Raw genomic sequence first — 21,149 nt, forward strand, 5'->3', positions numbered from 1 at the left:
ACAGCATCGCACGACTGGCTTACGGGTGACAAACAATGAAAATTTGCCTCGAGCATCATGACCTCTGCTTTCGTTCGATACATCACCGCCATCCACGCTAGTTCGAATTGTTCCGATGAGCGGAACATATTCCATCTTCGAGACATCTGTTTGGTTGACATCCACTCAACCCGGCATTGGATACTGGTTGGGTGACAGACGCCGCGCCGGTACCCATGTCTTGCAAACAGTGGGAGAAACTCTGCGTGCCGGCGCCGGCTAATTCCGACTACGTGATGGAGCGGTGATGGAAGCGGTCGAGCAGTTCGCGTCGGCCCGCGTCGCGCGGCTCGCCACGGTCGGGCTGGGGAGCGTGCCGCATCTCGTGCCGATCGTCTTCGCGCTCGACTCCGAAACCATCTACTCCTCGGTCGACCACAAGCCCAAGCGCACCACAGCGTTACGACGGCTACAGAACATCGCAGCAAACCCTGCCGTCTCGGTTCTGGTGGACCACTACGACGAAGACTGGAACCAACTGTGGTGGGTTTGCGTCAACGGACAGGCCGAGATCCTCGATGCAGGCACACCCGAGGGCATCTGCGCACTCGATGTTCTTGCCGCCAAGTATCCGCAGTACGTCGAGCGTCGACCGGAGGGACCGGTGATTGCCGTCCGCAGCCTTCGGTGGCACCACTGGTCCGCCCAATGACCAAATCTGCCAATGCCGGCGTCGTAGCCTCGACGGCATGCCTACAGCACTCATCACCGGAGCGAGCCGAGGTCTCGGCGCCGCGATCGCTCGTGAACTCGCACCCACCCACGACCTTCTTCTCGGCGCGCGGTCCGCGGAATCGCTGACCGACATTCTCCGCGAACTCCCCGGCGCCACACCTTGGCCCGTCGAACTCACCGATTACGACGCGGTCGCGACTGCGTGCGCCCCGATCGAGCAACTAAATGTTCTGGTAAACAACGCCGGTGTCGCCGACCTCGACACCATCGCGGAGTCCAGCGTCGAGCAGTGGAAGCGCACCCTCGAAGCGAATGTGGTCGCGGTGGCCGAACTCACGCGACTCCTGCTTCCCGCCCTCCGATCGTCCGGCGGTCACGTGATCATGATCAACTCGGGTGCCGGCCTCAACGCCAGAGCCGGATGGGGGTCATACGCCGCGAGCAAGTTTGCCCTGCGGGCGTTTTCGGACGTACTGAGAGAAGAAGAGCCCTCCCTGCGGGTCACTTCGGTGCACCCTGGGCGGACCGACACCGACATGCAGAGAGCCATCGTGGCAGGCGAGGGCAACGAGTATCGCCCCGAGAAATACATAAGGCCCACGACCGTCGCAAGAGCAGTGCGAGACATCGTCGACACGCCGAAGGATGCGCACTGTACCGAAGTGGTCCTGAAGGTACGCTGAGTGCGCTGATGGCAAAGAAAAAGAGTGATGTATGTCACAAGTCTAAAGAGAAGGAAAAGCTCTAAACTCTTTTCATCAGTCGCCTTCGATTTCAACTCGTTATTCGTTCGAGTTCATCTCGTTATTCGGGCGCCAACGTGAGTCGGGTCTTCAACCTGGCTCTTCAGGAGGAATTGCCACGATGAATACCGCACAGCAAACGCTCGAAGCCACAGTTGTCGCAACTGTCGACGACATGTTCGCTTCGATGTTCACGCTCGATCTCGGCGACGGCGAGGTCGACTTCGGGGCCATCGAGCGCATCCACGCCGGCGACTTCGACGAGTGGATCGAGGCTGCCGCGCGGTCAGGTCTGTTCACGCGCCATGACGTCGACATCTTGGTGCGGTCATGGGAAGCCAACCCGAAGTCCCTCTTCGACGGTCTGCTCTCCGACGTCGACGAGATGACTCAGCGTCGCTACGTCGCGATCTGGGATGCCCTGGACAACGTCTCCTCGTTCGAAACTGCCGAATACGCCTGACAATCAGAACGGCCACGCGGGTACGGGCGGCAAGCCCTCCCGCGTGGGACGTCCGACCAGCCAGGCCAACAGCTCGTTACGCGAAAGCTCCGGCACGGCGACGTTCGGATGGCGCGCACTCAGCTCGGGTAGCTGCGTCCGCAATGTGTGTTCGACGAAGGTCTCCGGCCAATCATCCGCCGTGTAGCCCAGGCCGAGGTCGACGTGGTGGATCTCGAGTTCCCGCCAGCGCAGTATCGGAATATCTCGGACGGTGGCGGGTTTGCGATAGTTCACCGGCATCTCGTACCGGTCCTCGCCGATCTGTCGCAGCGAATCGAGCATCCTTCGGCTGGCAAAGCGAAAATCAGCCGCGAGCAACTCCGCCGGACGTCCCGCACCTTCCTCGATCGCCGCATCGCGTGCAGCAGGACCACCCGGGTACATTTCGGGCACCGACTCGCCGGTCAGGATCCCGAGGGCGAACCGATTGAACCCATCGGAGTTCCTCGCGAGATGCGTGATCACATGCCCGCGGCTCCATCCGGGCAGCTTCGAAGGTTCCGATACCTGACCGTCGGTCAGCGATTCCAGACTCGCTTCCACCGCCCTCTGAGATTCCGCTACAGCATCGAGCACCTCGAGATAAGTCAGTTCAGCGCGCGGCGAAGTCACGCACACGATGGTAGTGCGTGGGAATGACTCGACCGCGGAATCTCGGCTCGAGCTTGGGCAATTGCCCTATCGAATTGCGTCGGACTGGAGTGTCTCGAGGTAGTCCAGTGTGCTGGACAGGTCGAGAACGTCACCGTACTTGGCGTTGATATCGAACAGACTCGCTTCATGCGGACCTTCGGCCCGGTCACCGACACACTCGCGAGGCACCAGAACACCGAATCCTGACTGCACGGCATCGACCACTGTCGCCCGGACACAGCCACTTGTGGTGGCGCCGCAGGCGATGACGGTGTCGCGACGGAGGGCGGTAAGCACAGCGGCAAGGGGAGTACCGAAGAAGGCCGAGGCGCCCTTCTTCGTGATGATGTGATCATCGGCGGTCACCGTCAACCGCGGGTCGAACTCGACCTCCTGTGAACCGTCCCGCAACACCCGGAATCCAGGGGCCTTCTTCAGCCAGGCGACCGAACCCCCTTCCGCTTCCGCCTGGCTGTAAGCGATCTTGGTGTAGACGATCGGTACACCGTGCTCGCGGGCAACATCACACAGGTGGGCAGTTGCACGGACGACTTCGGTCAGGTCTGCACCGCTCGGGTAATCGGGTTCGGTGAAGCCACGGGTGAGGTCGACAACGACGATCGCCGGACGATCGCCTCTCGGAGATGGCTCTCCCAGTCCGGCATTCTTGTAGATTTCTTCGGTTTTCCGACCCCAATGACGGTTCTGATCGAGCACGGTACGACCCCTTCGGTGCGTGCTGTCTTCCAACCATGTTTCAGTCCACACTAGGGGGGAAGCGACAGGCGGGCCGGATTACGGCGAGGTGGGCGGGTCCGGCAATCAGTCGGCGCGCGTGATCATGTCCTCCTGCCCCCAGTACGCCTTCATGGAGGTGATCTTGCCGCTGTCGTCGAAGGTCATGACATCGATCGGTGCGATCTCGAGCTTCTGCTCCCCGAGGTCGGTGACCAAGGAGAAGTGGAACGCGGCCGAGTTGCCCGCAATCCTCAGGGTCAGAAGTTCACCGGTCTGCTGCATCGGTTCGAGCACGCTGTAGAACTCGCGCAACGATTCCACCGAGGTCCTCGGCTCGGTACCCACCGGGTCCTCCACGGTCGCGCCCTCGGCGTACAGAGCGAGGACGTCGTCAACCGTCCCTGTCGCCACCGCCTCCACATACCTTTCGACGGTCTTGCGGATGTCTTCTGCGGCCGGTGCCATCGCTGCTCTCCTTCAATGATTAGAACGTGTTCTAATCATGAGCCTAACGCGACAGCGGGCCGTCAGGAAGACATTCCTGGAGCGGCTGCGAATATCGAGTTGCGCAGCCTCCACCGGCGTCAGACGACAACGTTGACCATCTTCCCGGGGACCACGATCACCTTGCGTGGATCCTTGCCGTCCAGAAGCGCGACGATCTTCTCGTCTGCGAGTGCGATCTTCTCGATGTCCTCACGCGCAGCATCCACCGAGACGGTCACGCGGCTACGGACCTTGCCGTTGACCTGGATCGGATACTCGACGCTGTCTTCTACCAGCCACTTCTCGTCGGCTACCGGGAAAGGTCCGTGCGCCAGAGACTTCTCGTGCCCGAGCCGAGACCACAACTCCTCCGCGAGATGCGGGGCCAGAGGTGCCAGCATGAGCACCAACGGTTCCACCCCAGAGCGTGGAGCGCCGTCCGGGTACGCCTTCGTGAGGTGGTTGGTGTACTCGATCAGCTTGGCCGCAGCCGTGTTGTCCCGCAGAGCCGTGTAGTCCTCGTTCACGCCGGCGATCGTCTTGTTCAACGCGCGCAGCGTCTGCTCCGTCGGAGCGTCGTCGGTGACACGGAGTGCACCGGACGCCTCGTCGATCACCACCCGCCAGGCACGCTGCAGGAAGCGCTGCGCACCGACGACGTCCTTGGTTGCCCACGGACGAGATGTGTCCAGCGGGCCCATCGACATTTCGTACACCCGAAGGGTGTCGGCACCGTACTCCTCGAAGATCTCGTCCGGCGACACGGAGTTCTTCAGGCTCTTGCCCATCTTCCCGTACTCGCGCTCGACCTCCACGCCCTGATAAAAGAACTTCCCGTCCTTCTCTTCCACCTCTTCGGCCGGAACGTGCACGCCGCGAGCGTCGGTGTAGGCATAGGCCTGGATGTAGCCCTGGTTGTAGAGACGGCGGTACGGCTCGCTGGAGCTGACGTAGCCCAAGTCGAACAGCACCTTGTGCCAGAACCGCGCGTAGAGCAGGTGCAGCACTGCGTGCTCGACACCACCGACGTACAGGTCGACGCCACCGGGGTCGTTCGGCCCGTGAATCTGCGGACGAGGACCGGTCCAGTATCGCTCGTTCTCCTTGTCGCAGAACACGTCCGGATTGGTCGGGTCGATGTAGCGCAGCTGATACCACGAGCTCCCCGCCCATTGCGGCATCACGTTGGTGTCGCGGCGATAGGTCTGCAGTCCGTCACCGAGGTCCAGCTCGACGTTCACCCAGTCGACTGCCTTCGCCAGTGGGGGAGAGGGCTCCGAGGCAGAGTCGTCGGGATCGAAGGAGACCGGCGCATAGTCCTCGACCTCTGGAAGTTCCACGGGCAAAGCCGATTCCGGAAGGGCATGCGCGACACCGTCAGCGTCGTACACGATCGGGAAGGGTTCTCCCCAGTAACGCTGGCGCGCGAACAGCCAGTCACGCAGCTTGTACTCGATGGTGCCGGTGCCGGTTCCGTCCGCCTCGAGCCGCTCGATGATGGCCTTCTTCGCCTCGGATACGGTCATCCCGTTCAGGAAGTCCGAGTTGACCAGTGTGCCGTCACCGACGTACGCGTCCTTCGTGATGTCCCCACCAGAGATGACTTCGACGATGTCGAGGCCGAACTCCGTTGCGAATTCCCAGTCGCGATGATCGTGACCGGGAACTGCCATGATCGCGCCCGTGCCGTAGCCGGTGAGGACGTAGTCGGCGATGAACACCGGCAGCTTGTGCCCGTTGACCGGGTTGACCGCATACGTGCCGAGGAAGACCCCCGTCTTCTCCCTGTACTCTTGCCGCTCGAGATCCGACTTGGACGCGATCGACTTCCGATACGCCGCAACAGCGTCCACTGGACTTTCGGCACCACCGGTCCAGCGGGGGTCGACGTCCTCGGGCCATTTCTCGGCGACGAGTTGATCTACCAGATCGTGCTCGGGCGCCAGCGTCACGTAGGTTGCGCCGAACAGGGTATCCGGGCGCGTCGTGAAGACCTCCACCTCATGACCATCGGCAGCGAAGCGTACCTGGGCGCCGTGTGAGCGTCCGATCCAGTTGCGCTGCATGGTCTTGACCTTCTCGGGCCAGTCCAGGTACTCGAGGTCGTCCACGAGTCGATCCGCATAGGCGGTGATCCGCATCATCCACTGCTGCAAGTGCTTGCGGAATACCGGGTAGTTACCGCGATCGCTACGACCGTCTGCGGTCACCTCTTCGTTGGCCAAGACGGTTCCCAGGCCGGGACACCAGTTGACCATCGAATCAGTATGGTAGACAAGGCGATACGAGTCGAGGATTGTCTCTTTCTCGGCATTCGGCAACGACTTCCAGTCCCGACCGTCCTCCAACGTGCGTTCACCCGAAGCGAATTCGGCCTCCAGCTCCGAGATCCGACGAGCCTTGCCCACCGCCTCGTCGAACCACGCGTCATGAATCTGCAGGAATATCCACTGCGTCCAGTGGTAGTAGTCGACATCGGTAGTCGCAAACGTACGACGCTCGTCATGACCGAGTCCGAGGCGACGCAACTGTCGCTTCATGTTGGCTACGTTGGCCTCGGTCGTGGTTCGCGGGTGCGTGCCCGTCTGCACCGCGTACTGCTCTGCCGGCAGACCGAAGGCGTCGTATCCGAGAGTGTGCAACACATTGTGGCCGAGCATGCGGTGATACCGGGCGAACACGTCGGTGGCGATGTAGCCGAGCGGGTGACCGACATGCAGTCCCGTCCCGGACGGGTACGGGAACATGTCCTGAACGAACAGCTTGTCGGCGGGAACCTCGCCCGCCAACGGACCGACTGGATTGGGCGCGTTGAACGTACCCTCGGCACTCCACCGGTCCTGCCAGCGCTGCTCGATCTGGCCGGCGAGTTCCGCGGTATAGCGGTGCTGCGGGATCGCGTCGGAAGGGTTGACGTGCTGCACGTGCTCGGTCACTGTGGTCGCTATCTACTTGGCTGATTCATTCTTGGACAATGGTGATACCCGTTACCAGGGTAGAACCTCACTCAACCCGGGATCACTTGTGCATCCGGGTTGGCCGTATCCTGGTCTGGTGTTGATTGTCTCCATCCTGCTGTTCGTATTGGCTGTCGCGGTCTCCGGTGTCGCCGTAGCAGGCCTGACCGAACGCCTCCCGCGCAACCGGTGGGCGGGCGTCCGAACCCCCGAGACATTGCGTGATGATCAGACCTTCGTGCTGGCCAACAAGGTCGCAGGCCCCACACTGCTCGCCTCTGCCGGGCTCCTCGTCATCGGCGGAGTCGCCGGAATCCTGATCGGCGGAGCCGTCGGAATCGGCGCCCTCCTCGCCAGCGTCGTTGCCGCCGGGCTCACAGCGGCTTCCGGTGGATCCATCGCCGCGCGCGCCGCAGCAGCAATGCCTGCCCCCGACACCGGCGCCTGCGGGAGTTCCTGCGGCGCCTGCTCACTGAAGGACGCCTGCCAGCCGTCCTGATCGGTTGACGATCGTTCGGTGAATCACACACGCATCACCGACCCGGCCGGAGCACTCTTCGGCCTCCTCCTGCCGGTCGTCGCAGCGCTGTCCGGCGTGATCCTGACGAAGGCGTGGGAAAAGCGTCTCCCGGCCGAACTCGCCACCCATTGGACCACCACGTCATCGAGCGGCTTCGCGACCCCGATGTCGAGTGCGTGGACCTTCGCCTTGACGACAGTTCTGATCGGTGGCGGGTGTTCGGCGATCTCGGCATTGGCCCCGGCGATGCTCATGATGCGGCGCGCAATGCTGGTCGTCGGGCTGTCCGTGGTCGGCTTGATCCTGACGGTGCAGGTGGTGATGCTGAGCGAACAGCTCGATGTCCGAGATGCCGCAGACACCGAACTTCCTCTGTGGTCTGTCGGCCTCGGCTTTTCACTCGGCTTCGTCGTGGGGATGGTAGGCGCCTCACTGCTACGCGACTACCGTCGACGGGTTTGCGCCACACAGCCTCCCGACACCCAACTGCCGCGAGCTGACACTCCGGGTGCGGTAGCCGACACTGTCGGTTTCGGCACTGTCGGCTCATTGGTCTTGCTCGTTCTAGTCGGGATCGCCCCGGCCATAGGCATGTGCCTGCTGGTGGACGGGTGGTGGCCGCTGGCCGTATTCGTTCCGCTCGGACTACTGATCGTTAGCCGAGTGCGGTTCCAGGTGGTGGCCGATCGGTCCGGCATCAGAGTCGTGAATATGGGCATGACCGCACTGCACTACGGCATCGACGAAATCGAGGGCGCGCGAGTCGAGCCGATCAAGCCTTTCGCCGACTTCCGTGGCTGGGGATTCGTGGTGAAGGGTCCGCGGAACTTCGGTGTCGTTACGAAGACGGGACCGGCTGTGATCATCACAACGGCGTGCGGTGATCGGTTGACGGTCACGAGTGCCCAAGCCGATCGCATGGCCGGGGTCTTGAACTCTTTCGCCGACAGGCGCTTCCGGTACGACCATGATCGAGTTGCTGAGCCGTAGCCCGGAGACCCAGGGTCGACTCAGTCGACTGAATGTGTTGACCATCACAGCGATTCCCGGAATTTGGAGCGGCCGCTGTCGGCCGGTTGATGTAGCCTCCTCACTTGATCAGCGCCCATGGGGCACCGCGACAACGATCGAAGACGGAGTGGCATGCGTAAGACAGGAATCGGGATCGCCGCAGTGGCGTCGCTGGCACTACTGACGGGTGGGGTGGCCAACGCACAGGAGTCGGAACCTCCCACCTTCGACGGTACTGATACACACACCGTCGGCACCGGTGAAGAAGAGATGGCACCGGGCATCTACCGCACCGCCGGCGGTGAAAACTGCAACTGGATGCGTATTGGTGCAGAAGAGGCCGAGCTTGCCGAAGGCAAGACGTCGGTAGCTGACATGGCCGGTGCAGTGATCATCGAGGCCACCGACACCGAGTTCAAGACTAGCGACTGCGCGGACTGGGAATGGGTCGATAGCGTGCCGAACCCCCCGACCTCGGTCTCATCGTCCGGAATCGTGTGGAACACGGGCAGCCTGGGGAACATGCTGGCCGATGACATCGACGCCGGGGAAGGTAGCCACACCGTCGGCGACAGTGACGGAGACGTCACACCGGGCATCTACCACAATGTCAGCGACGAGACCTGCACCTGGGAGCGACTTGGCGCTGAAGAAACTGCAGTCTCCCTGGGCGAAACGTTTGAGCCCGGCATGGCCTCGACAGTGATCATCGAGGCTACCGACGCCAAATTCACAACGACAGCGGGCTGCGGCGAGTGGACGAAGGTCGCAGAGCTATCGGAGGCCTAATTCGTAAGGCCACTTCCGAGGGGCGGTGGGCGGTGGATAACCACCCGCCCACCGCCTGATAACCCTGCGGCCACTTCGTCCTAAGCCCCAGCGGCCGCTCCGCTCTATTCTGGGGACGGTGAAGTTCCTCAGCCGGTTCTACATCGATGGATTCATCTTGGGAATCCTCGCTGCGGCGGTTCTGGGGAGCATCTTTCCCGCCTCGGGCACTGGCCAGACGGTCCTCGACTGGGCCACCCGCATCGCGATCGGCCTACTGTTCCTGCTCAACGGTGCACGCCTGTCGCCAACGGAGGCGCTGCGGGGATTGCAGCACTGGCGTCTTCATTCCGTCGTGTTGATCGCGACCTTCGTGCTCTTCCCGCTGGTCGGACTCGCGTTCCGTGTGCTGGTCCCAGGTGTGCTCAGCGAAGACCTGTACACCGGCATCCTCTACCTGTGCCTGGTTCCGTCGACGATCCAAACGTCGGTCGCGTTCACGTCCATCGCGAGGGGCAACGTAGCCGGCGCGATTGTGAGCGCGTCGTTGTCCAACCTCGTCGGGGTGTTCCTGACACCGGTTCTGGTGATTCTGCTGATGAGCACCGAAGGCGGCGCTGCCATCGACTTGACGTCGATCACGGACATCGTGCTCCAGCTGCTGGTGCCGTTCTTCGTCGGGCAATTGCTCAGGCCGTTCATCGGCGACTGGTTGCAGAAGTACCGCGAGCCCACCAAATTCGTCGACCGCGGCTCGATCTTCCTCATCGTGTTCTGGGCCTTCAGCGCAAGCATGAGCGAAGGCGTCTGGAACACCGTCTCCCTCACGCAGGTGATCGGTGTAGTGGCCGTGTGTGCGGCCCTTCTCGCTTCGGTTCTGGCGATCACAACCTTCACCGGCCGCGTGCTGGGATTCAGTACTCCCGACCAGATGGTCATCATCTTTTGCGGATCGAAGAAGAGCCTTGCGGGACTCGCAATGGCCAGCGTCCTGTTCGTCGGTGAACCGGTGGGCCTGATCGTACTGCCGTTGATCATCTTCCATCAGTTGCAGCTGATTGTCTGTGCTGCGATCGCACAGAGATACGCCAGGCGGAATCTCGAGCAGTCGCACTCTGCCGCCCAGCAATAGACTCACCTGGCTACGGCCGCGCAACTGATCCTGATCAGCCGCGCCGCCGTAGCCGCTGGAGGTCTAGGCGGTGACGCCGTAGTCGCGGGCGATGCCCGCCAGACCCGATGCATAGCCCTGACCGATAGCGCGGAACTTCCAGTCCGAGCCGTTGCGGTAGAGCTCACCGAAAACCATCGCGGTTTCGGTGGAAGCGTCCTCCGACAGGTCATAGCGCGCGAGCTCTGAGTTGTCGGCCTGATTGACGATGCGGATGAACGCGCTGCGGACCTGACCGAACGACTGCGAGCGGTTGTCGGCGTCGTAAATCGCCACCGGGAACACGATGGACTCTATGTTCGCCGGTACGGCGGCGAGGTCGACCTTGATCACCTCGTCGTCGCCGGCTCCCTCACCGGTCAGATTGTCGCCGGAGTGCTTGATCGCACCCTCCGGCGACTCGAGGTTGTTGTAGAACACGAAGTGCTTGCCGGACACAGCCTTCTTGTCGGCGCCCAGCGCTATCGCGGAGCTGTCGAGGTCGAAGTCCTGCCCGGTCGTGGTGCGAACATCCCAGCCGAGACCGACGGAGACCGCGGTCAAACCGGGGGCTTCCTTGGTCAATGAGATGTTTCCACCCTTGGTCAGGCTAACGCTCATACTTGGTCCTCCTGAACTTGTTGCTGTGTTGATTCCCGATGGTTCGGGTGATCGGGGTCTGTGGAACAGAGTTGCTGCTGCTGAACAGAATCCGGACGAGCGACGACCGCCGCACGCGCGACGCTCGTCTCAGAGGTCGAACTCGCCTGGGTTGATACCCACGGCAAAGCACGCTTCCTTGACCGCCGTCTTTTCGTCGGCGTCGAAGTTGCCGTCGGCGCCGCCGATGATGATGCCGATCTGAATCACTGCCCGCGCCTGCTCGGGCTTCGCCTTCAGTCTGCCGATCGTTGCCGTGGCCTCGACCTTGCCGAAATCGTAGTCGCCCTGAAGCTTGTCGCAGAACCAGTCGAACTTCTGACGAAGCTCATCCGGCGCAAACACTTTGAGTGCCTCGTTGGACATGATCAGCGCGGCCGTCTTCTGTCTTTCCGAAGCATCGATGCTGCCGTCGGCTGCCGCGATGAGCGCACACATCGCCATGGCGCCGTTGGCGAACTCCTTGTTCTTGAACTGCGCAGTCTTCGTCTGGAGTTGCCCGTTCAACTCTTGCGTCTTGGTCTTGAGTTGATCCCAGAAACCCATGTGGTCCTCCTATTTCGGTGTTGCTCGGCACATACGAGTCAGTGCCGACATAGGCGCAGTCCTGCGATGTGAGAGTGCAATCGCAGTTGCGCTGAACGTTTCACTGTCGGAATTGATGCTGGGTGCACTCCTGGTCGGAGCATCTTCCGGTGCACTTTGTGAGCCCAATCCCACGGTGTGCCTTCTTACTCCGTACCCAGGGTCTCCGGATGGTTCCCGATCCCAGTTGCCGGCTGTGTCGAGCCGGTCGTTCACAAGGTCGGTCTTCCAACCCTTCGATAGCAGCATGCTCTCCTTTGTTGCAGCCCATCCGCTCCCCACGGGCGGGCACCCTCCAATGCTGACACGCTCAACGGACCATCCGGACAGTGACCCCTAGGAACACCGCCGATACACCAAGGGCGAATCTCGAGGAGTCGCACTCCGCCGCACGGCGATAGACTCGAGGCGACCAGAGGTGATCCGCGATGTCGCTACGCCGTTGTGAGTTCCGCTTCTACGAGGAACTGAACGATTTTCTGCCGCCGATACGACGCAAGCAGGCCTTCCAGCACGACTTCGACGGCACACCGTCGGTCAAGGATCGGATCGAATCGCTGGGTGTGCCGCACACAGAGGTGGACCTGATCCTGGTCGACGAGGTGTCGGTCAACTTCTCGCACCGGCTTCGCGGCGGCGAACGTGTCGCCGTGTATCCGGTCTTCGAGCGTTTCGACCTCACCGGCGTGACGGCCTTGAGGCCCCGCCCCCTACGGCGGCCGAGTTTCGTGCTGGACGTGCATCTCGGTCGCCTCGCCGGCTACCTCCGGCTACTCGGTTTCGATACCCGCTACAGCAACAATTTCGCCGACACCGAACTGGTGGATATTTCCCTGACCGAGCACCGTACAGTTCTCACGCGGGACACGGGAATCCTCAAGCGGTCGGCGCTGACGCACGGCGCCTTCATACACGAAACAAACCCCCGACGTCAGCTGCGAGAAGTCCTGGACCGCTTCGACCTCCAATCACAGATCGCGCCCTTCACCAGATGTGCACGTTGCAACGGTCTCCTGGATCCGGTGCCCAGAGGCGAGGCTCTCGCCGTGGCACCACCGGGAGTCGCGCGGCACTCGCACTCCTTCAACCGTTGCCGCGACTGTGACCAGCTGTATTGGTCGGGCAGCCACCTTCCGCGGCTACGCCGGTGGCTGGCGGCGGAGGCAGGGGTCCAGCTCATGCCGGATGCTCAGGAGGCGTGAGGCAATTCCTGCCTGGATGATCCTTCCTGGTTGGATTCGTCCTGGCAGGCACAGTCATCGAGTTCGCCGCAGTCGATGATCAACGCGTGCCGGACCTCGGACAGCTCGACACACGACTCGTCCGTGCACTCGGCGGGGTAGAGCGCATGCACGATCAGCGTTCCGTCGCAGGCGTCGATCATGTCTGCCGCCTCCTCAGCTATCGCGGTATCCGCCTGATGTTGTGATACCACCCGTCCCCGACAGCACGGGGATTTAGCTGGCGTGTCTACTAGTTTCGCTCGATGTCGATCGGGTGAGTAGCGAGAATCGCGAGGGGAAGCGGCTGCCGACGTAGCACCTGCGCCCACACGTCGACGAACGCCGGAGCGACGACGTCCGACGCGAGCGCCGAAACCACGATCCAATCCTCGCGATGCAGTTCGGAGTCGAGCTGACCGTAGGTCCAGCCCGAATAGCCGGCGAAGATCCGAACTCCCTCCACGAGCGGCGCAATGAGCTCGGGATCGGAATCGAGATCCACCATCACCACGCGACCGTGCACTCGGCGCAGTCCCGGGACTCCAGTCGTCTCTGCACCCGATCGCAGCGTCGCCAGGCACAGCGCCGCGTCGCGTTTGACCGGGCCGCCGACGTACAGCGCGTCCGGAGGCGCGGCGAGCGCCGACCACTGTGGCAGTACGTCGTTCACTGGAGTTTCACTGGGACGGTTGATAACCACACCGAGGCTGCCGGCATCGTTGTGTTCGATCACATAGATCACTGTGCGACGGAATGCGGGTTCGACGAGATCGGTGGACGAGACCAACAGGCTGCCGGGTCGGACCACCGGTTCCGCCGACGCAGTTCGGTCCTCTGGTTCTTCTGCTTGCGCCACCAGAACATCATCCCACCGACACGGAGCGGATGTCGTGGATGACGCGGCGCGGGTGTGGCGCAAGAGACGTCATCGAGGGCTCACACCGTCACACGGCCACGCGATCACGCAACGGAAAGTCCCGCTGTCTCAGCCAGCACTGCGAGATGGTGTTCGAACATCGCGGCGGGGTCGGTGAAGGTGTCGCTGCCGTACTGCCCGAAGATCTCGAAGTTCACCGCTCCGAACAGTGCCGTCCAGGCCAAGATTCCGCGGGCGAGTAAGTGATCGGGTATTTCGAGCCCGATTTCGCCGCGGATACGCTCGAGATCGGCCGACAGTTCGTCGCCGATCGGAGCCACAACGTTGGCAGCGAGTTTGCCCACCGCATAGGCATTTCCGAAAATGCTGACGAGGCAGAGAACGACACGTGTCCCGGGTATGGTGGTCTGCTCGCCTGGTGCGTGATAGCCGGGAACGGGGCTACCGAACAGCAACCCGTAGAGAGCCGGCTCTCGTAGAGCCCACTCGCGTGTTGCACGACCGAGTGCGAGGAATTGCTCACGCGGGTCCTCAGTGGACGCCACCGCCGCCTCCACTTCCTCACCGAGTTCGTTGTATCCATCTACGACGAGCAACGTGAGCAACTCGTCACGACTCCTCACGTACCGGTACACCGCAGACGACACCACGCCGAGATCCCGGGCGACGGCCCTCAACGACAGCGCCGCGGCACCGACCGCCGACAAATGCTCACGACCGATGCGGGTGATGTCTTGCAGCGTCTGCTCACGAGCGCGCTCACGCGGGGTTGTTCCTGGCATGACTCAAGAGTGGCAATTCTAGAGAGCGCTGTCAACAAAAGAGAGCACTGCTCTTGACAGTGGCCGCGCCGAGGTGCATTCTGAAGAAAGAGAGCAGTGCTCTCGGATTGTCTTGAAGGTAACTCACAGCGGGGAGTAGAGATGTCGAATGTGGAGATCGTCACCGGAGCAGGGCCTGTAGGTTGGACTGTCGCTTCGCAACTCGCGGAACAGGGACGACAAGTGCGCGTACTCACCCGCTCCGGAAACGGACCGGAGCATCCCCTGATCGAGCGCCTGAAGATCGACGTCAACGATGCCGCGTCACTACGCGAAGCGTTCGACGGAGCCGTCGCGGTCTACCACTGCATTCACGCCGCCTACAACGCTGCGGCCTGGGAAAGCGAACTTCCTGCCGCCGAGCAAACAGTGCTGGGGGCGGCCGGAGAGGTCGGGGCCGTCGTGGTCTTTCCCGAGAGCCTCTACTCCTATGACGCCTCCAGGCAGCCGATGACCGAACACACCCCGCGAACCGCCGACCGTGGCAAGCGGGGCGTTCGGACCAGGCTTCTGCAGGCCCGCGAGGCCTCCCCGACCCCCACTGTGAGCGTGGTCGCATCCGACTTCTTCGGACCCGGAGTGCTCAACGCCCACGCAGGCGAGCGCATGGTCCCGGTCGTTCTCGCCGGCAAGACGATGCGAGTGCTCGGTTCCGCCGACCAACCTCACTCCTTCACCTACGTTCCGGACCTGGCAGCCGCGATGATCACCGCCGCACACGACCGGACACTGTGGAACTCGGTGCTGCACGCACCGACAACCCCCGCGGTGACACAGCGGCAGATGGTCGAAGCCTTCGCCGAGGCCGGCGGAGTCGAAGCGCCGAAGGTGAGTGCGCTACCCGGTTGGTTGATTCGCGGAATGGGCCTCATCCACCCTGGAACCCGCGAACTGGGCGAGTTGCTGTACCAATTCGAGGATCCCTTCGTCATGGACTCCACGGAGAGCGAGGCCCGACTCGATCTGCATCCGACACCGCTCGCCCGGGCCGCTGAGGAAACTGTCAACTGGTGGCGGGCCACAGTCGGCGCTGCCGGATAAGGTCTAGCGAATGGCCAAAAAGCTCGGGAACCGGCGTCAGGCGTTGCGCCGAGTCGCATACACGTTGCGGCGGTCACCCGGGCTGGCCCGCCTCGCTACGGTGCGCTTCGCCAGCCAGTTCGGCGACGGAATGTTTCAGACCGCTCTCGGTGGCGCGATTCTCTTCAACCCCGAGCGCCAAACAGATCCTCTCGCGATCGCCGCGGGGTTCACGGTCCTACTGCTCCCGTACTCGGTGATCGGACCCTACGCGGGCGCACTCCTGGACCGTTGGGATCGGCGGAGCGTGCTGTTGTGGGCGAATGTGTTGCGCGGACTTCTGATACTGGTCACCGCCATACTGTTGGGGACGGGGGTCGGCGAGTCCGCACTCCTGATCCTCGCCCTCGCCACCGTCGGTGTGAGCCGTTTCGTGCTCGCGGGCGCCTCGGCCTCATTGCCCCATGTGGTACATAGGTCCTGGCTGGTCGCGACCAATTCGGTACTTGCAACGACCGGTTCCGTCGTCGCCTCACTCGGGGCCGCGACCTCCGTGGCCATCATCGGCGTCCTGGGTTCGGACAACCGTGGCACGGGAATCGCCGCGGCGGCGTCCGCTTTCGGATCAGTGGTGGGGGCGATCGCGGCCTCCCGCTTCCATCGGCGACTCCTCGGCCCCCACGCGGAAGAGAAGCCCGAGTCGGGAGCCATCCGCGCCGTCGCCGCCGGGCTGCGCACCGGAGCCGTCGCCGTTTGGCATTCGCCGGGAGTCACCACGGCCATGATCGGGATCGGCATGCACCGGATCGTCTTCGGCATCGACACATTGATCATGGTGCTGGTGCTACGCGATACAACTGCCCTCAGCGCACTGCCTGGCGGACTCGTCGGGTTCGGAGTCGCGGTCGGTGCCACCGCCGCAGGTATGCTCCTCGCCGCAATCACGACGCCGTTCGTGGTTCCGCGTATCGGCCGGTCCCGCACCATCATCGGCGGCCTGGTCCTCGCCGTCGTCGTGCAATCGACCCTCGTCGCGGCACTCACCGAACTCGCGCTGCTGGGCGGTGCGTTCCTCCTCGGCTTCGCGGGACAGTCCATCAAGCTCACCGGGGACGCAGCGATGCAGATCGAGATCGAGGACGACCGACGGGGACAGGTGTTCGCTCTGCAGGACACCGTATTCAATGCCGCCTTCGTCGCGTCGATCGCCGCAGCGGCCGTCGTCGTCGCCCCGGACGGCCGGTCACTGGGACTGGTCCTCACGGGTTCGGCGTTCTATGGCCTCGGCCTGGTCGCCGTGCTGCTCAACTCGCGGCGCGAAACAGTGTGAGCATCATCGCTCCAGCGAGACCGAATACCCGATGTGTCGGACCGTGGTGATACACCTATACGGCAATTCGGGGGGAGCTTGTACGGGATCGTGATCTCGTCGGATGGTCGCAAAGTCCGACCCCATTTACTACGAGCAGAATTGAGAGAGCTACAAAGTGATTCGAAAGTGTGTAGCGGTTGCGACGGCGGTAGCCGGCGCGGTTGCCCTGGGAACCGGCACCGCCGCGGCCGCGGCAACATCATTCGGCGCGGGCACCTATCTGGTGGGTACCCACATCGAGCCCGGCGTTTACCAATCCCAGTTGAGAGAAGGTTGCTACTGGGAGCGCCTGGACGGGTTGTCCGGCGAGTTGGACGATGTCATCGCGAACGACTTTACCTCGGACGCGAGCCGGCAGATCGTAAGGATCTACAGTTCCGACGTGGCATTCAACTCCAGCCGGTGCGGTACGTGGACCCGACTGTCCGACCCGGCACCGGCACCGGCACCGGCACCGGCCCCACCCGCAGCGCCGGTGGCGCCCGCACCGGAACCGCTGTTTCCACCGGAGTTGATCGTTCCCGCGATCGGCAGCGCTGTAATCGGTTCGGCGATGTTGCCGAACCTACTTCCGGTGATGGTCATGGGATCCACGATGCCCTGACCCTGTGCCTGACTCGAGTTGGCCGAGTTTGATTCGCTCCCAACCGAAGTCCCACAGGTAACACAACGAAGGTCATCTGCGCAGTCGCTGATCGTGAAGGGTTCGTGCCGACGTTCGGGACGAACCCTTCACGGTTTCAGCTCGTGTTCGACGAACCAGTTCCTGGCATGATCCGCGACGATGTCGAGCGTTCCGGGTTCTTCGAACAGGTGCGTCGCCCCCGGCACGATCACAAGTTCGTGCTCGCACTCGAGCAGTTCCGCTGCCCATCGGTTCAGCTCGACGACGGCAGTGTCGAGGGAACCGACCAACAGCAGCGTCGGCGCGCGCACCGCTGACAGGCGTGACCCTGCCAGATCCGGACGCCCACCGCGCGAGACGATCGAGCTGATGTGGACGTGGCGCTGGGCCGCAGCGTGCATGGCCGCACCGGCGCCCGTGCTCGCGCCGAAGTATGCGATCGACGGCACCCGGTCCCGCAACTGGGCGGTCACCTCACACAGCCGCGCCGACATGAGCGGGATGTCGAAGACGCGCTTGCGGTCACCCTCCTCGTCGGGTGTGAGCAGATCGAACAGCAGCGTGCCGAGACCGACATCCTGCAGGAACCCTGCCACGTACCGGTTCCGAGGGCTGAACTGCCCACTGCCGCTGCCGTGTGCGAACACGACCACGGGAAGGTCGCCGATCGGATCGGCCAGTGTTCCGGACAATCGCGCACCGTCGACCTTGAACGTCGTCACGGTGCTCATACATCCATTGCACACCCGAGCGGGGTCCGAGCGCAGTCGGTTTGAAATCAAAGCGGCCGGTGAAGCGATCTGTCAGTGTGCGTGCCGGCTTCTCAGGTCGTGTAGTCGGCGTTGAGCCGGACGTAGCCCTCGGTCAGATCGCACCCATACACGGTGAATCGCCCCTCATCGATGCCGAGGTCGATCCGGATGACGATCTCATCGCCACACAGGTATTTCGCGGCGCGCTCGAGCAACTCGTCGTCGGGTTCGTCCGGGTGCATGACGAGATCACCGAACTGAATGCGCACTCGCTCGGGCGCGATGTCGGTTTCTTCATCGAGTTTGCCGATAGCCATGGCGACACGGCCCCAGTTCGGATCCGCGCCGTGGACGGCGGTCTTGACCAGCGGCGAATTGACAACCACCTTGCCGACCCGCTTTGCCTGCGCGTCGTCACGAGCACCGGTCACTTCGACCTGGATGAGTTTGGTGGCACCCTCTCCGTCGGAGGCGATGTTGCGCACAAGGCGCAGACCGCACTCGTACAGCGCCCGCTCGAACTCCTCGAGGTCGACTGGTCCGGCTAGCCCGTTGGCGAAGATCGCCGCGGTGTCGCTGGTGGAGGTGTCGGTATCGATGCTCAGCGCGTTGAACGTGCGGTCGATGACTCGGCGGAACAGAGCGTCGAGCTCGTCGGCGGGGATGTCGGCGTCGGTGAAGAAGAAGGTGAGCAGGGTGGCCATGTTGGGCTCGATCATCCCGACCCCCTTGGCGATTCCCACGAGAGATGCGTCGCCGACGGTGGTGTGGAAGAACTTGGGTCGGGTGTCGGTAGTCATGATGGCCTTGGCGGCCTGCTCGTAGTCCGCGTCCGGGAACGGCCACGCGAGCGTGTCGAGGTTCGCCCGGATGGCGTCCATCGGATAGGGACGTCCGATCACACCGGTCGATCCGATGATCAATTCGTCTGGTGCGATACCGGCGATTTCCGCGACCCGGTGCCGCACTTCGGCAGCATTCTCCGCCCCGACCCGACCGGTGGCGACGTTCGCATTACGGGAAAGAACGACGACCCCGCGTGCAGCGTGCAACGCGGCAGATTCCCGGCTCAGCACTACGCTCGGCCCCGCGAAGCGGGACTGGGTGAATACCGCTGCCGACCGGCAGGGCACCTCCGAGACCACGGCGGCGAAGTCGTCCCCTACGTCCTTGAGTCCCATGTTCTTCGTGATGCCGCGAAACCCCTTTGGCGCCGCAGACTGCCCATCCACCATGTCCGTGCTTTCGTTCCGAGTTCGGTTTTCGATCATGAAGATACAGGTCCGGTTCGTCCCGATATCGTCACCAGCGGACCCAGCTCGTCGCCGAGTCATCGAACCAACCCGCCGTGGGAATGCACTCACTGCACCAAGGTCGAATGTTATCTTCGGAATTGACAGATTGGCGGGTCGGCCAATTGGACCCCGCCCACCGATGCGGAGGGTTCCGTGGTCGACAAGTCGTGGTCTGTGCCCAAAGCGCCCCTGTGCGTCGCCGTCGTGTCGGCGGCCATCGGCTTTTCTGCCGTTCCCGCCGCAGCCGAAACCACACCGTGGCTGCCGGTGAACTCCTGCGGGGAAACCGGGTTCAACCCCGCCAGGGAACCAGCAGGCCCCGGCGGTCCACCGATTCCGCCGACCATCAACATCCCGATCCCATACCCCGACTTCCAACTGGTACCGGTCCCTGGCCCAGCTGATGAGCACCCGACCCGGGTTGCACAAGATCTTCCCGCCGATCCCTGTGCGGACCCGTGCCCCGACCTCACCGACGAGGACGAAGAGCCCCAGGCCGAGCCTGATTCGTCCGGTTCATCTGGCTCATCAGGTTCCTCCAGCTCGTCCGGGTCTTTCGGTTCGGGTTCCCTTCTCCCGAAGATCGAAATCGATCCGCGTCCGGAGATCATTCCGATTCCCATCCCCGGTGGCCCTGGCCCCGAGCCACAGCCGGCACCGCCAGTCGAGATCAACCCAGAAGAACCCGGTTCCCTCACCCCTTCATTGGAGAAGCCGGACGTCGGTGACGTCCGCCTGGTATCGCAGTTGACCGGCCACGGTTCCGAAAACAGGACAGACAAGCGCTGGCAGGTCAATGGCACCGACCTCGGCATCATGTGGGAGAGCAAGCCCGGTGAGGTGGCGATCGCCTTCGGCGACACCTTCGGCAAGGACTGGAGGCCACCGGGCGCCAATGGTGAGGACTGGCGAAGCAACGTCCTCGGTCACAGCACCGACACCGATCTCTCCAACGGCATGACTATCGACAGCATGGTCCAGGACAGCCGCTGCCACGCCGCCGAGATCATCAGCAGCAGACATATCCACAACTTCGAGACGACCACCATCCCCACATCAGGTTTCGCGATCGGTGACCGTCAGTACTTGAGTTACATGTCGGTGAAGCGCTGGAGCATCATTCCGGGTATGTGGTACACGAACTACGGCGGCATCGCGTACTCCGACGACGACGGACAGACCTGGACCAAGTCACAGCATGCCAAGTGGGAGAACATCTTCGGCGCTAGGTTCCAGGTGTCGGCGATGGTTCCACACGACGACTACGTATACATGTTCGGCACCCCCAACGGCCGGATCGGAACCATCGGCCTCGCCCGAGTGCCCGTGGATCAGGTGCTCAACAAGACGTCGTACCAGTATTGGTCGCACGGTACGTGGACTCCGGTGCAACACCACCGCGCGACGCCGATCGTCGAAGGCATCGCCAGCGAACTTTCGGTTCGCTATGACGCCACCGTGGAGAAGTGGCAGATGACCTATCTCGATCCGATCGCGGGGTCGATCATTCTGCGCCAATCGTCGAGCCCTCAGGGTGTGTGGTCGGACGCGGCAGAACTCGTGAACACGGCCGACTACCCGAGGTCGTACGGCGGATTCATGCACCCATGGTCCACGGAGAACGATCTCTACTTCACCATGTCGGAGTGGGACAGCTACAACGTCTACCTGATGCACGCCTCGTTGCGCTGAAA

At 62.8% G+C, this 21,149-nt stretch carries 23 protein-coding genes; 12 read left to right on the forward strand and 11 right to left on the reverse strand.

The features are described from left to right. Nucleotides 1-286 precede the first annotated feature (286 nt). The 3 genes from AB0I57_RS09855 to AB0I57_RS09865 all read left to right on the forward strand — a co-directional run bounded on the left by AB0I57_RS09855 (nt 287) and on the right by AB0I57_RS09865 (nt 1,920). On the forward strand, nt 287-691 hold the full coding sequence (locus AB0I57_RS09855) for a TIGR03668 family PPOX class F420-dependent oxidoreductase (protein WP_358333612.1): 405 nt from the start codon (nt 287-289) through the stop codon (nt 689-691). Between the two features lie 37 nt (nt 692-728). Beyond that, on the forward strand, nt 729-1,397 hold the full coding sequence (locus tag AB0I57_RS09860) for an SDR family oxidoreductase (protein WP_358333615.1): 669 nt from the start codon (nt 729-731) through the stop codon (nt 1,395-1,397). A 181-nt stretch (nt 1,398-1,578) separates the two neighbouring features. Beyond that, a complete protein-coding gene (locus AB0I57_RS09865; protein ID WP_358333618.1) occupies nt 1,579-1,920 on the forward strand; it encodes a hypothetical protein in 342 nt (113 codons plus the stop codon). A 3-nt stretch (nt 1,921-1,923) separates the two neighbouring features. Here AB0I57_RS09865 and AB0I57_RS09870 read toward each other — a convergent pair whose 3' ends face one another. The 4 genes from AB0I57_RS09870 to leuS form a co-directional block, all read right to left on the reverse strand. Then, the gene (locus tag AB0I57_RS09870; protein ID WP_358333621.1) at nt 1,924-2,574 is read right to left on the reverse strand and encodes a maleylpyruvate isomerase family mycothiol-dependent enzyme; all 651 of its coding nucleotides are present in this window, start codon (nt 2,572-2,574) and stop codon (nt 1,924-1,926) included. Nucleotides 2,575-2,640: 66 nt separating this feature from the next. Then, entirely contained in the window at nt 2,641-3,312 is a 672-nt protein-coding gene (locus tag AB0I57_RS09875) for an isochorismatase family protein (protein ID WP_358333624.1), read from the reverse strand. A gap of 105 nt (nt 3,313-3,417) precedes the next feature. Continuing rightward, a complete protein-coding gene (locus AB0I57_RS09880; RefSeq protein WP_358333626.1) occupies nt 3,418-3,798 on the reverse strand; it encodes a nuclear transport factor 2 family protein in 381 nt (126 codons plus the stop codon). A 119-nt stretch (nt 3,799-3,917) separates the two neighbouring features. Then, the gene (leuS, locus tag AB0I57_RS09885) at nt 3,918-6,755 is read right to left on the reverse strand and encodes a leucine--tRNA ligase (protein WP_358333629.1); all 2,838 of its coding nucleotides are present in this window, start codon (nt 6,753-6,755) and stop codon (nt 3,918-3,920) included. Nucleotides 6,756-6,873: 118 nt separating this feature from the next. Between leuS and AB0I57_RS09890 the strand changes: the two genes are divergently transcribed. From AB0I57_RS09890 to AB0I57_RS09905, 4 genes are all read left to right on the forward strand, one after another. Further along, complete coding sequence (locus AB0I57_RS09890; protein ID WP_358333632.1) at nt 6,874-7,275, forward strand: SdpI family protein; 402 nt, start codon at nt 6,874-6,876, stop codon at nt 7,273-7,275. Nucleotides 7,276-7,293: 18 nt separating this feature from the next. Beyond that, nucleotides 7,294-8,286, forward strand: coding sequence for a DUF1648 domain-containing protein (locus AB0I57_RS09895; protein WP_358333635.1), 993 nt, complete (start codon nt 7,294-7,296; stop codon nt 8,284-8,286). A 153-nt stretch (nt 8,287-8,439) separates the two neighbouring features. Continuing rightward, nucleotides 8,440-9,096, forward strand: coding sequence for a hypothetical protein (locus tag AB0I57_RS09900; RefSeq protein ID WP_358333638.1), 657 nt, complete (start codon nt 8,440-8,442; stop codon nt 9,094-9,096). Nucleotides 9,097-9,214: 118 nt separating this feature from the next. After that, entirely contained in the window at nt 9,215-10,207 is a 993-nt protein-coding gene (locus tag AB0I57_RS09905; RefSeq protein WP_358333640.1) for a bile acid:sodium symporter family protein, read from the forward strand. 63 nt (nt 10,208-10,270) lie between these two features. On the opposite strand, the gene AB0I57_RS09910 is transcribed toward AB0I57_RS09905, so the two are convergent. Continuing rightward, nucleotides 10,271-10,846 carry a TerD family protein gene (locus AB0I57_RS09910; protein WP_358333643.1) on the reverse strand — a complete coding sequence of 192 codons (576 nt, stop codon included), beginning with the start codon at nt 10,844-10,846 and terminating at the stop codon, nt 10,271-10,273. A 129-nt stretch (nt 10,847-10,975) separates the two neighbouring features. After that, nucleotides 10,976-11,431 carry a TerB family tellurite resistance protein gene (locus AB0I57_RS09915; RefSeq protein WP_358333646.1) on the reverse strand — a complete coding sequence of 152 codons (456 nt, stop codon included), beginning with the start codon at nt 11,429-11,431 and terminating at the stop codon, nt 10,976-10,978. A gap of 467 nt (nt 11,432-11,898) precedes the next feature. On the opposite strand from AB0I57_RS09915, the gene AB0I57_RS09920 reads away from it, so the two are divergent. Continuing rightward, the gene (locus AB0I57_RS09920) at nt 11,899-12,672 is read left to right on the forward strand and encodes a Mut7-C RNAse domain-containing protein (protein WP_358333649.1); all 774 of its coding nucleotides are present in this window, start codon (nt 11,899-11,901) and stop codon (nt 12,670-12,672) included. On the opposite strand, the gene AB0I57_RS09925 is transcribed toward AB0I57_RS09920, so the two are convergent. The 3 genes from AB0I57_RS09925 to AB0I57_RS09935 form a co-directional block, all read right to left on the reverse strand. After that, nucleotides 12,660-12,854 carry a hypothetical protein gene (locus AB0I57_RS09925; RefSeq protein ID WP_358333652.1) on the reverse strand — a complete coding sequence of 65 codons (195 nt, stop codon included), beginning with the start codon at nt 12,852-12,854 and terminating at the stop codon, nt 12,660-12,662. The genes AB0I57_RS09920 and AB0I57_RS09925 overlap by 13 nt on opposite strands. A gap of 89 nt (nt 12,855-12,943) precedes the next feature. After that, nucleotides 12,944-13,549: a YqgE/AlgH family protein gene (locus AB0I57_RS09930; protein ID WP_358333655.1), complete on the reverse strand. Its 606-nt coding sequence runs from the start codon at nt 13,547-13,549 to the stop codon at nt 12,944-12,946. 104 nt (nt 13,550-13,653) lie between these two features. After that, nucleotides 13,654-14,352, reverse strand: coding sequence for a WHG domain-containing protein (locus AB0I57_RS09935; protein WP_358333658.1), 699 nt, complete (start codon nt 14,350-14,352; stop codon nt 13,654-13,656). A gap of 141 nt (nt 14,353-14,493) precedes the next feature. Between AB0I57_RS09935 and AB0I57_RS09940 the strand changes: the two genes are divergently transcribed. The 3 genes from AB0I57_RS09940 (at nt 14,494) to AB0I57_RS09950 (ending at nt 17,387) form a co-directional block, all read left to right on the forward strand. Then, nucleotides 14,494-15,432 (forward strand): NAD-dependent epimerase/dehydratase family protein, encoded by a 939-nt coding sequence (locus AB0I57_RS09940; RefSeq protein ID WP_358333660.1) that lies wholly within the window; start codon nt 14,494-14,496, stop codon nt 15,430-15,432. A 10-nt stretch (nt 15,433-15,442) separates the two neighbouring features. Next, nucleotides 15,443-16,741, forward strand: coding sequence for an MFS transporter (locus AB0I57_RS09945; RefSeq protein ID WP_358333663.1), 1,299 nt, complete (start codon nt 15,443-15,445; stop codon nt 16,739-16,741). Nucleotides 16,742-16,898: 157 nt separating this feature from the next. Further along, a complete protein-coding gene (locus AB0I57_RS09950; RefSeq protein WP_358333666.1) occupies nt 16,899-17,387 on the forward strand; it encodes a hypothetical protein in 489 nt (162 codons plus the stop codon). A 128-nt stretch (nt 17,388-17,515) separates the two neighbouring features. On the opposite strand, the gene AB0I57_RS09955 is transcribed toward AB0I57_RS09950, so the two are convergent. Then, entirely contained in the window at nt 17,516-18,139 is a 624-nt protein-coding gene (locus AB0I57_RS09955; protein ID WP_358333669.1) for an alpha/beta hydrolase, read from the reverse strand. A gap of 92 nt (nt 18,140-18,231) precedes the next feature. Beyond that, nucleotides 18,232-19,395, reverse strand: a complete 1,164-nt coding sequence (gene argJ, locus AB0I57_RS09960) for a bifunctional glutamate N-acetyltransferase/amino-acid acetyltransferase ArgJ (RefSeq protein WP_358333672.1) — start codon at nt 19,393-19,395, stop codon at nt 18,232-18,234. Nucleotides 19,396-19,608: 213 nt separating this feature from the next. Between argJ and AB0I57_RS09965 the strand changes: the two genes are divergently transcribed. Continuing rightward, entirely contained in the window at nt 19,609-21,147 is a 1,539-nt protein-coding gene (locus tag AB0I57_RS09965; RefSeq protein ID WP_358333675.1) for a DUF4185 domain-containing protein, read from the forward strand. Nucleotides 21,148-21,149: the final 2 nt, after the last annotated feature.

It is taken from the genome of Rhodococcus sp. NPDC049939 (assembly GCF_040656415.1).
Classification (GTDB): Bacteria; Actinomycetota; Actinomycetes; order Mycobacteriales; family Mycobacteriaceae; genus Rhodococcus_F.

Excerpts from the sequence above, each read along its gene's own strand:
- AB0I57_RS09855 (WP_358333612.1), top strand. The coding sequence starts at position 287 with ATGGAAGCGGTCGAGCAGTTCGCGTCGGCCCGCGTCGCGCGGCTCGCC.
- AB0I57_RS09860 (WP_358333615.1), top strand. The coding sequence starts at position 729 with ATGCCTACAGCACTCATCACCGGAGCGAGCCGAGGTCTCGGCGCCGCG.
- AB0I57_RS09865 (WP_358333618.1), top strand. The coding sequence starts at position 1,579 with ATGAATACCGCACAGCAAACGCTCGAAGCCACAGTTGTCGCAACTGTC.
- AB0I57_RS09880 (WP_358333626.1), bottom strand. The coding sequence starts at position 3,798 with ATGGCACCGGCCGCAGAAGACATCCGCAAGACCGTCGAAAGGTATGTG.
- AB0I57_RS09900 (WP_358333638.1), top strand. The coding sequence starts at position 8,440 with ATGCGTAAGACAGGAATCGGGATCGCCGCAGTGGCGTCGCTGGCACTA.
- AB0I57_RS09910 (WP_358333643.1), bottom strand. The coding sequence starts at position 10,846 with ATGAGCGTTAGCCTGACCAAGGGTGGAAACATCTCATTGACCAAGGAA.
- AB0I57_RS09915 (WP_358333646.1), bottom strand. The coding sequence starts at position 11,431 with ATGGGTTTCTGGGATCAACTCAAGACCAAGACGCAAGAGTTGAACGGG.
- AB0I57_RS09920 (WP_358333649.1), top strand. The coding sequence starts at position 11,899 with ATGTCGCTACGCCGTTGTGAGTTCCGCTTCTACGAGGAACTGAACGAT.
- AB0I57_RS09925 (WP_358333652.1), bottom strand. The coding sequence starts at position 12,854 with ATGATCGACGCCTGCGACGGAACGCTGATCGTGCATGCGCTCTACCCC.
- AB0I57_RS09935 (WP_358333658.1), bottom strand. The coding sequence starts at position 14,352 with ATGCCAGGAACAACCCCGCGTGAGCGCGCTCGTGAGCAGACGCTGCAA.
- AB0I57_RS09940 (WP_358333660.1), top strand. The coding sequence starts at position 14,494 with ATGTCGAATGTGGAGATCGTCACCGGAGCAGGGCCTGTAGGTTGGACT.
- AB0I57_RS09945 (WP_358333663.1), top strand. The coding sequence starts at position 15,443 with ATGGCCAAAAAGCTCGGGAACCGGCGTCAGGCGTTGCGCCGAGTCGCA.
- AB0I57_RS09955 (WP_358333669.1), bottom strand. The coding sequence starts at position 18,139 with ATGAGCACCGTGACGACGTTCAAGGTCGACGGTGCGCGATTGTCCGGA.
- argJ (WP_358333672.1), bottom strand. The coding sequence starts at position 19,395 with ATGGTGGATGGGCAGTCTGCGGCGCCAAAGGGGTTTCGCGGCATCACG.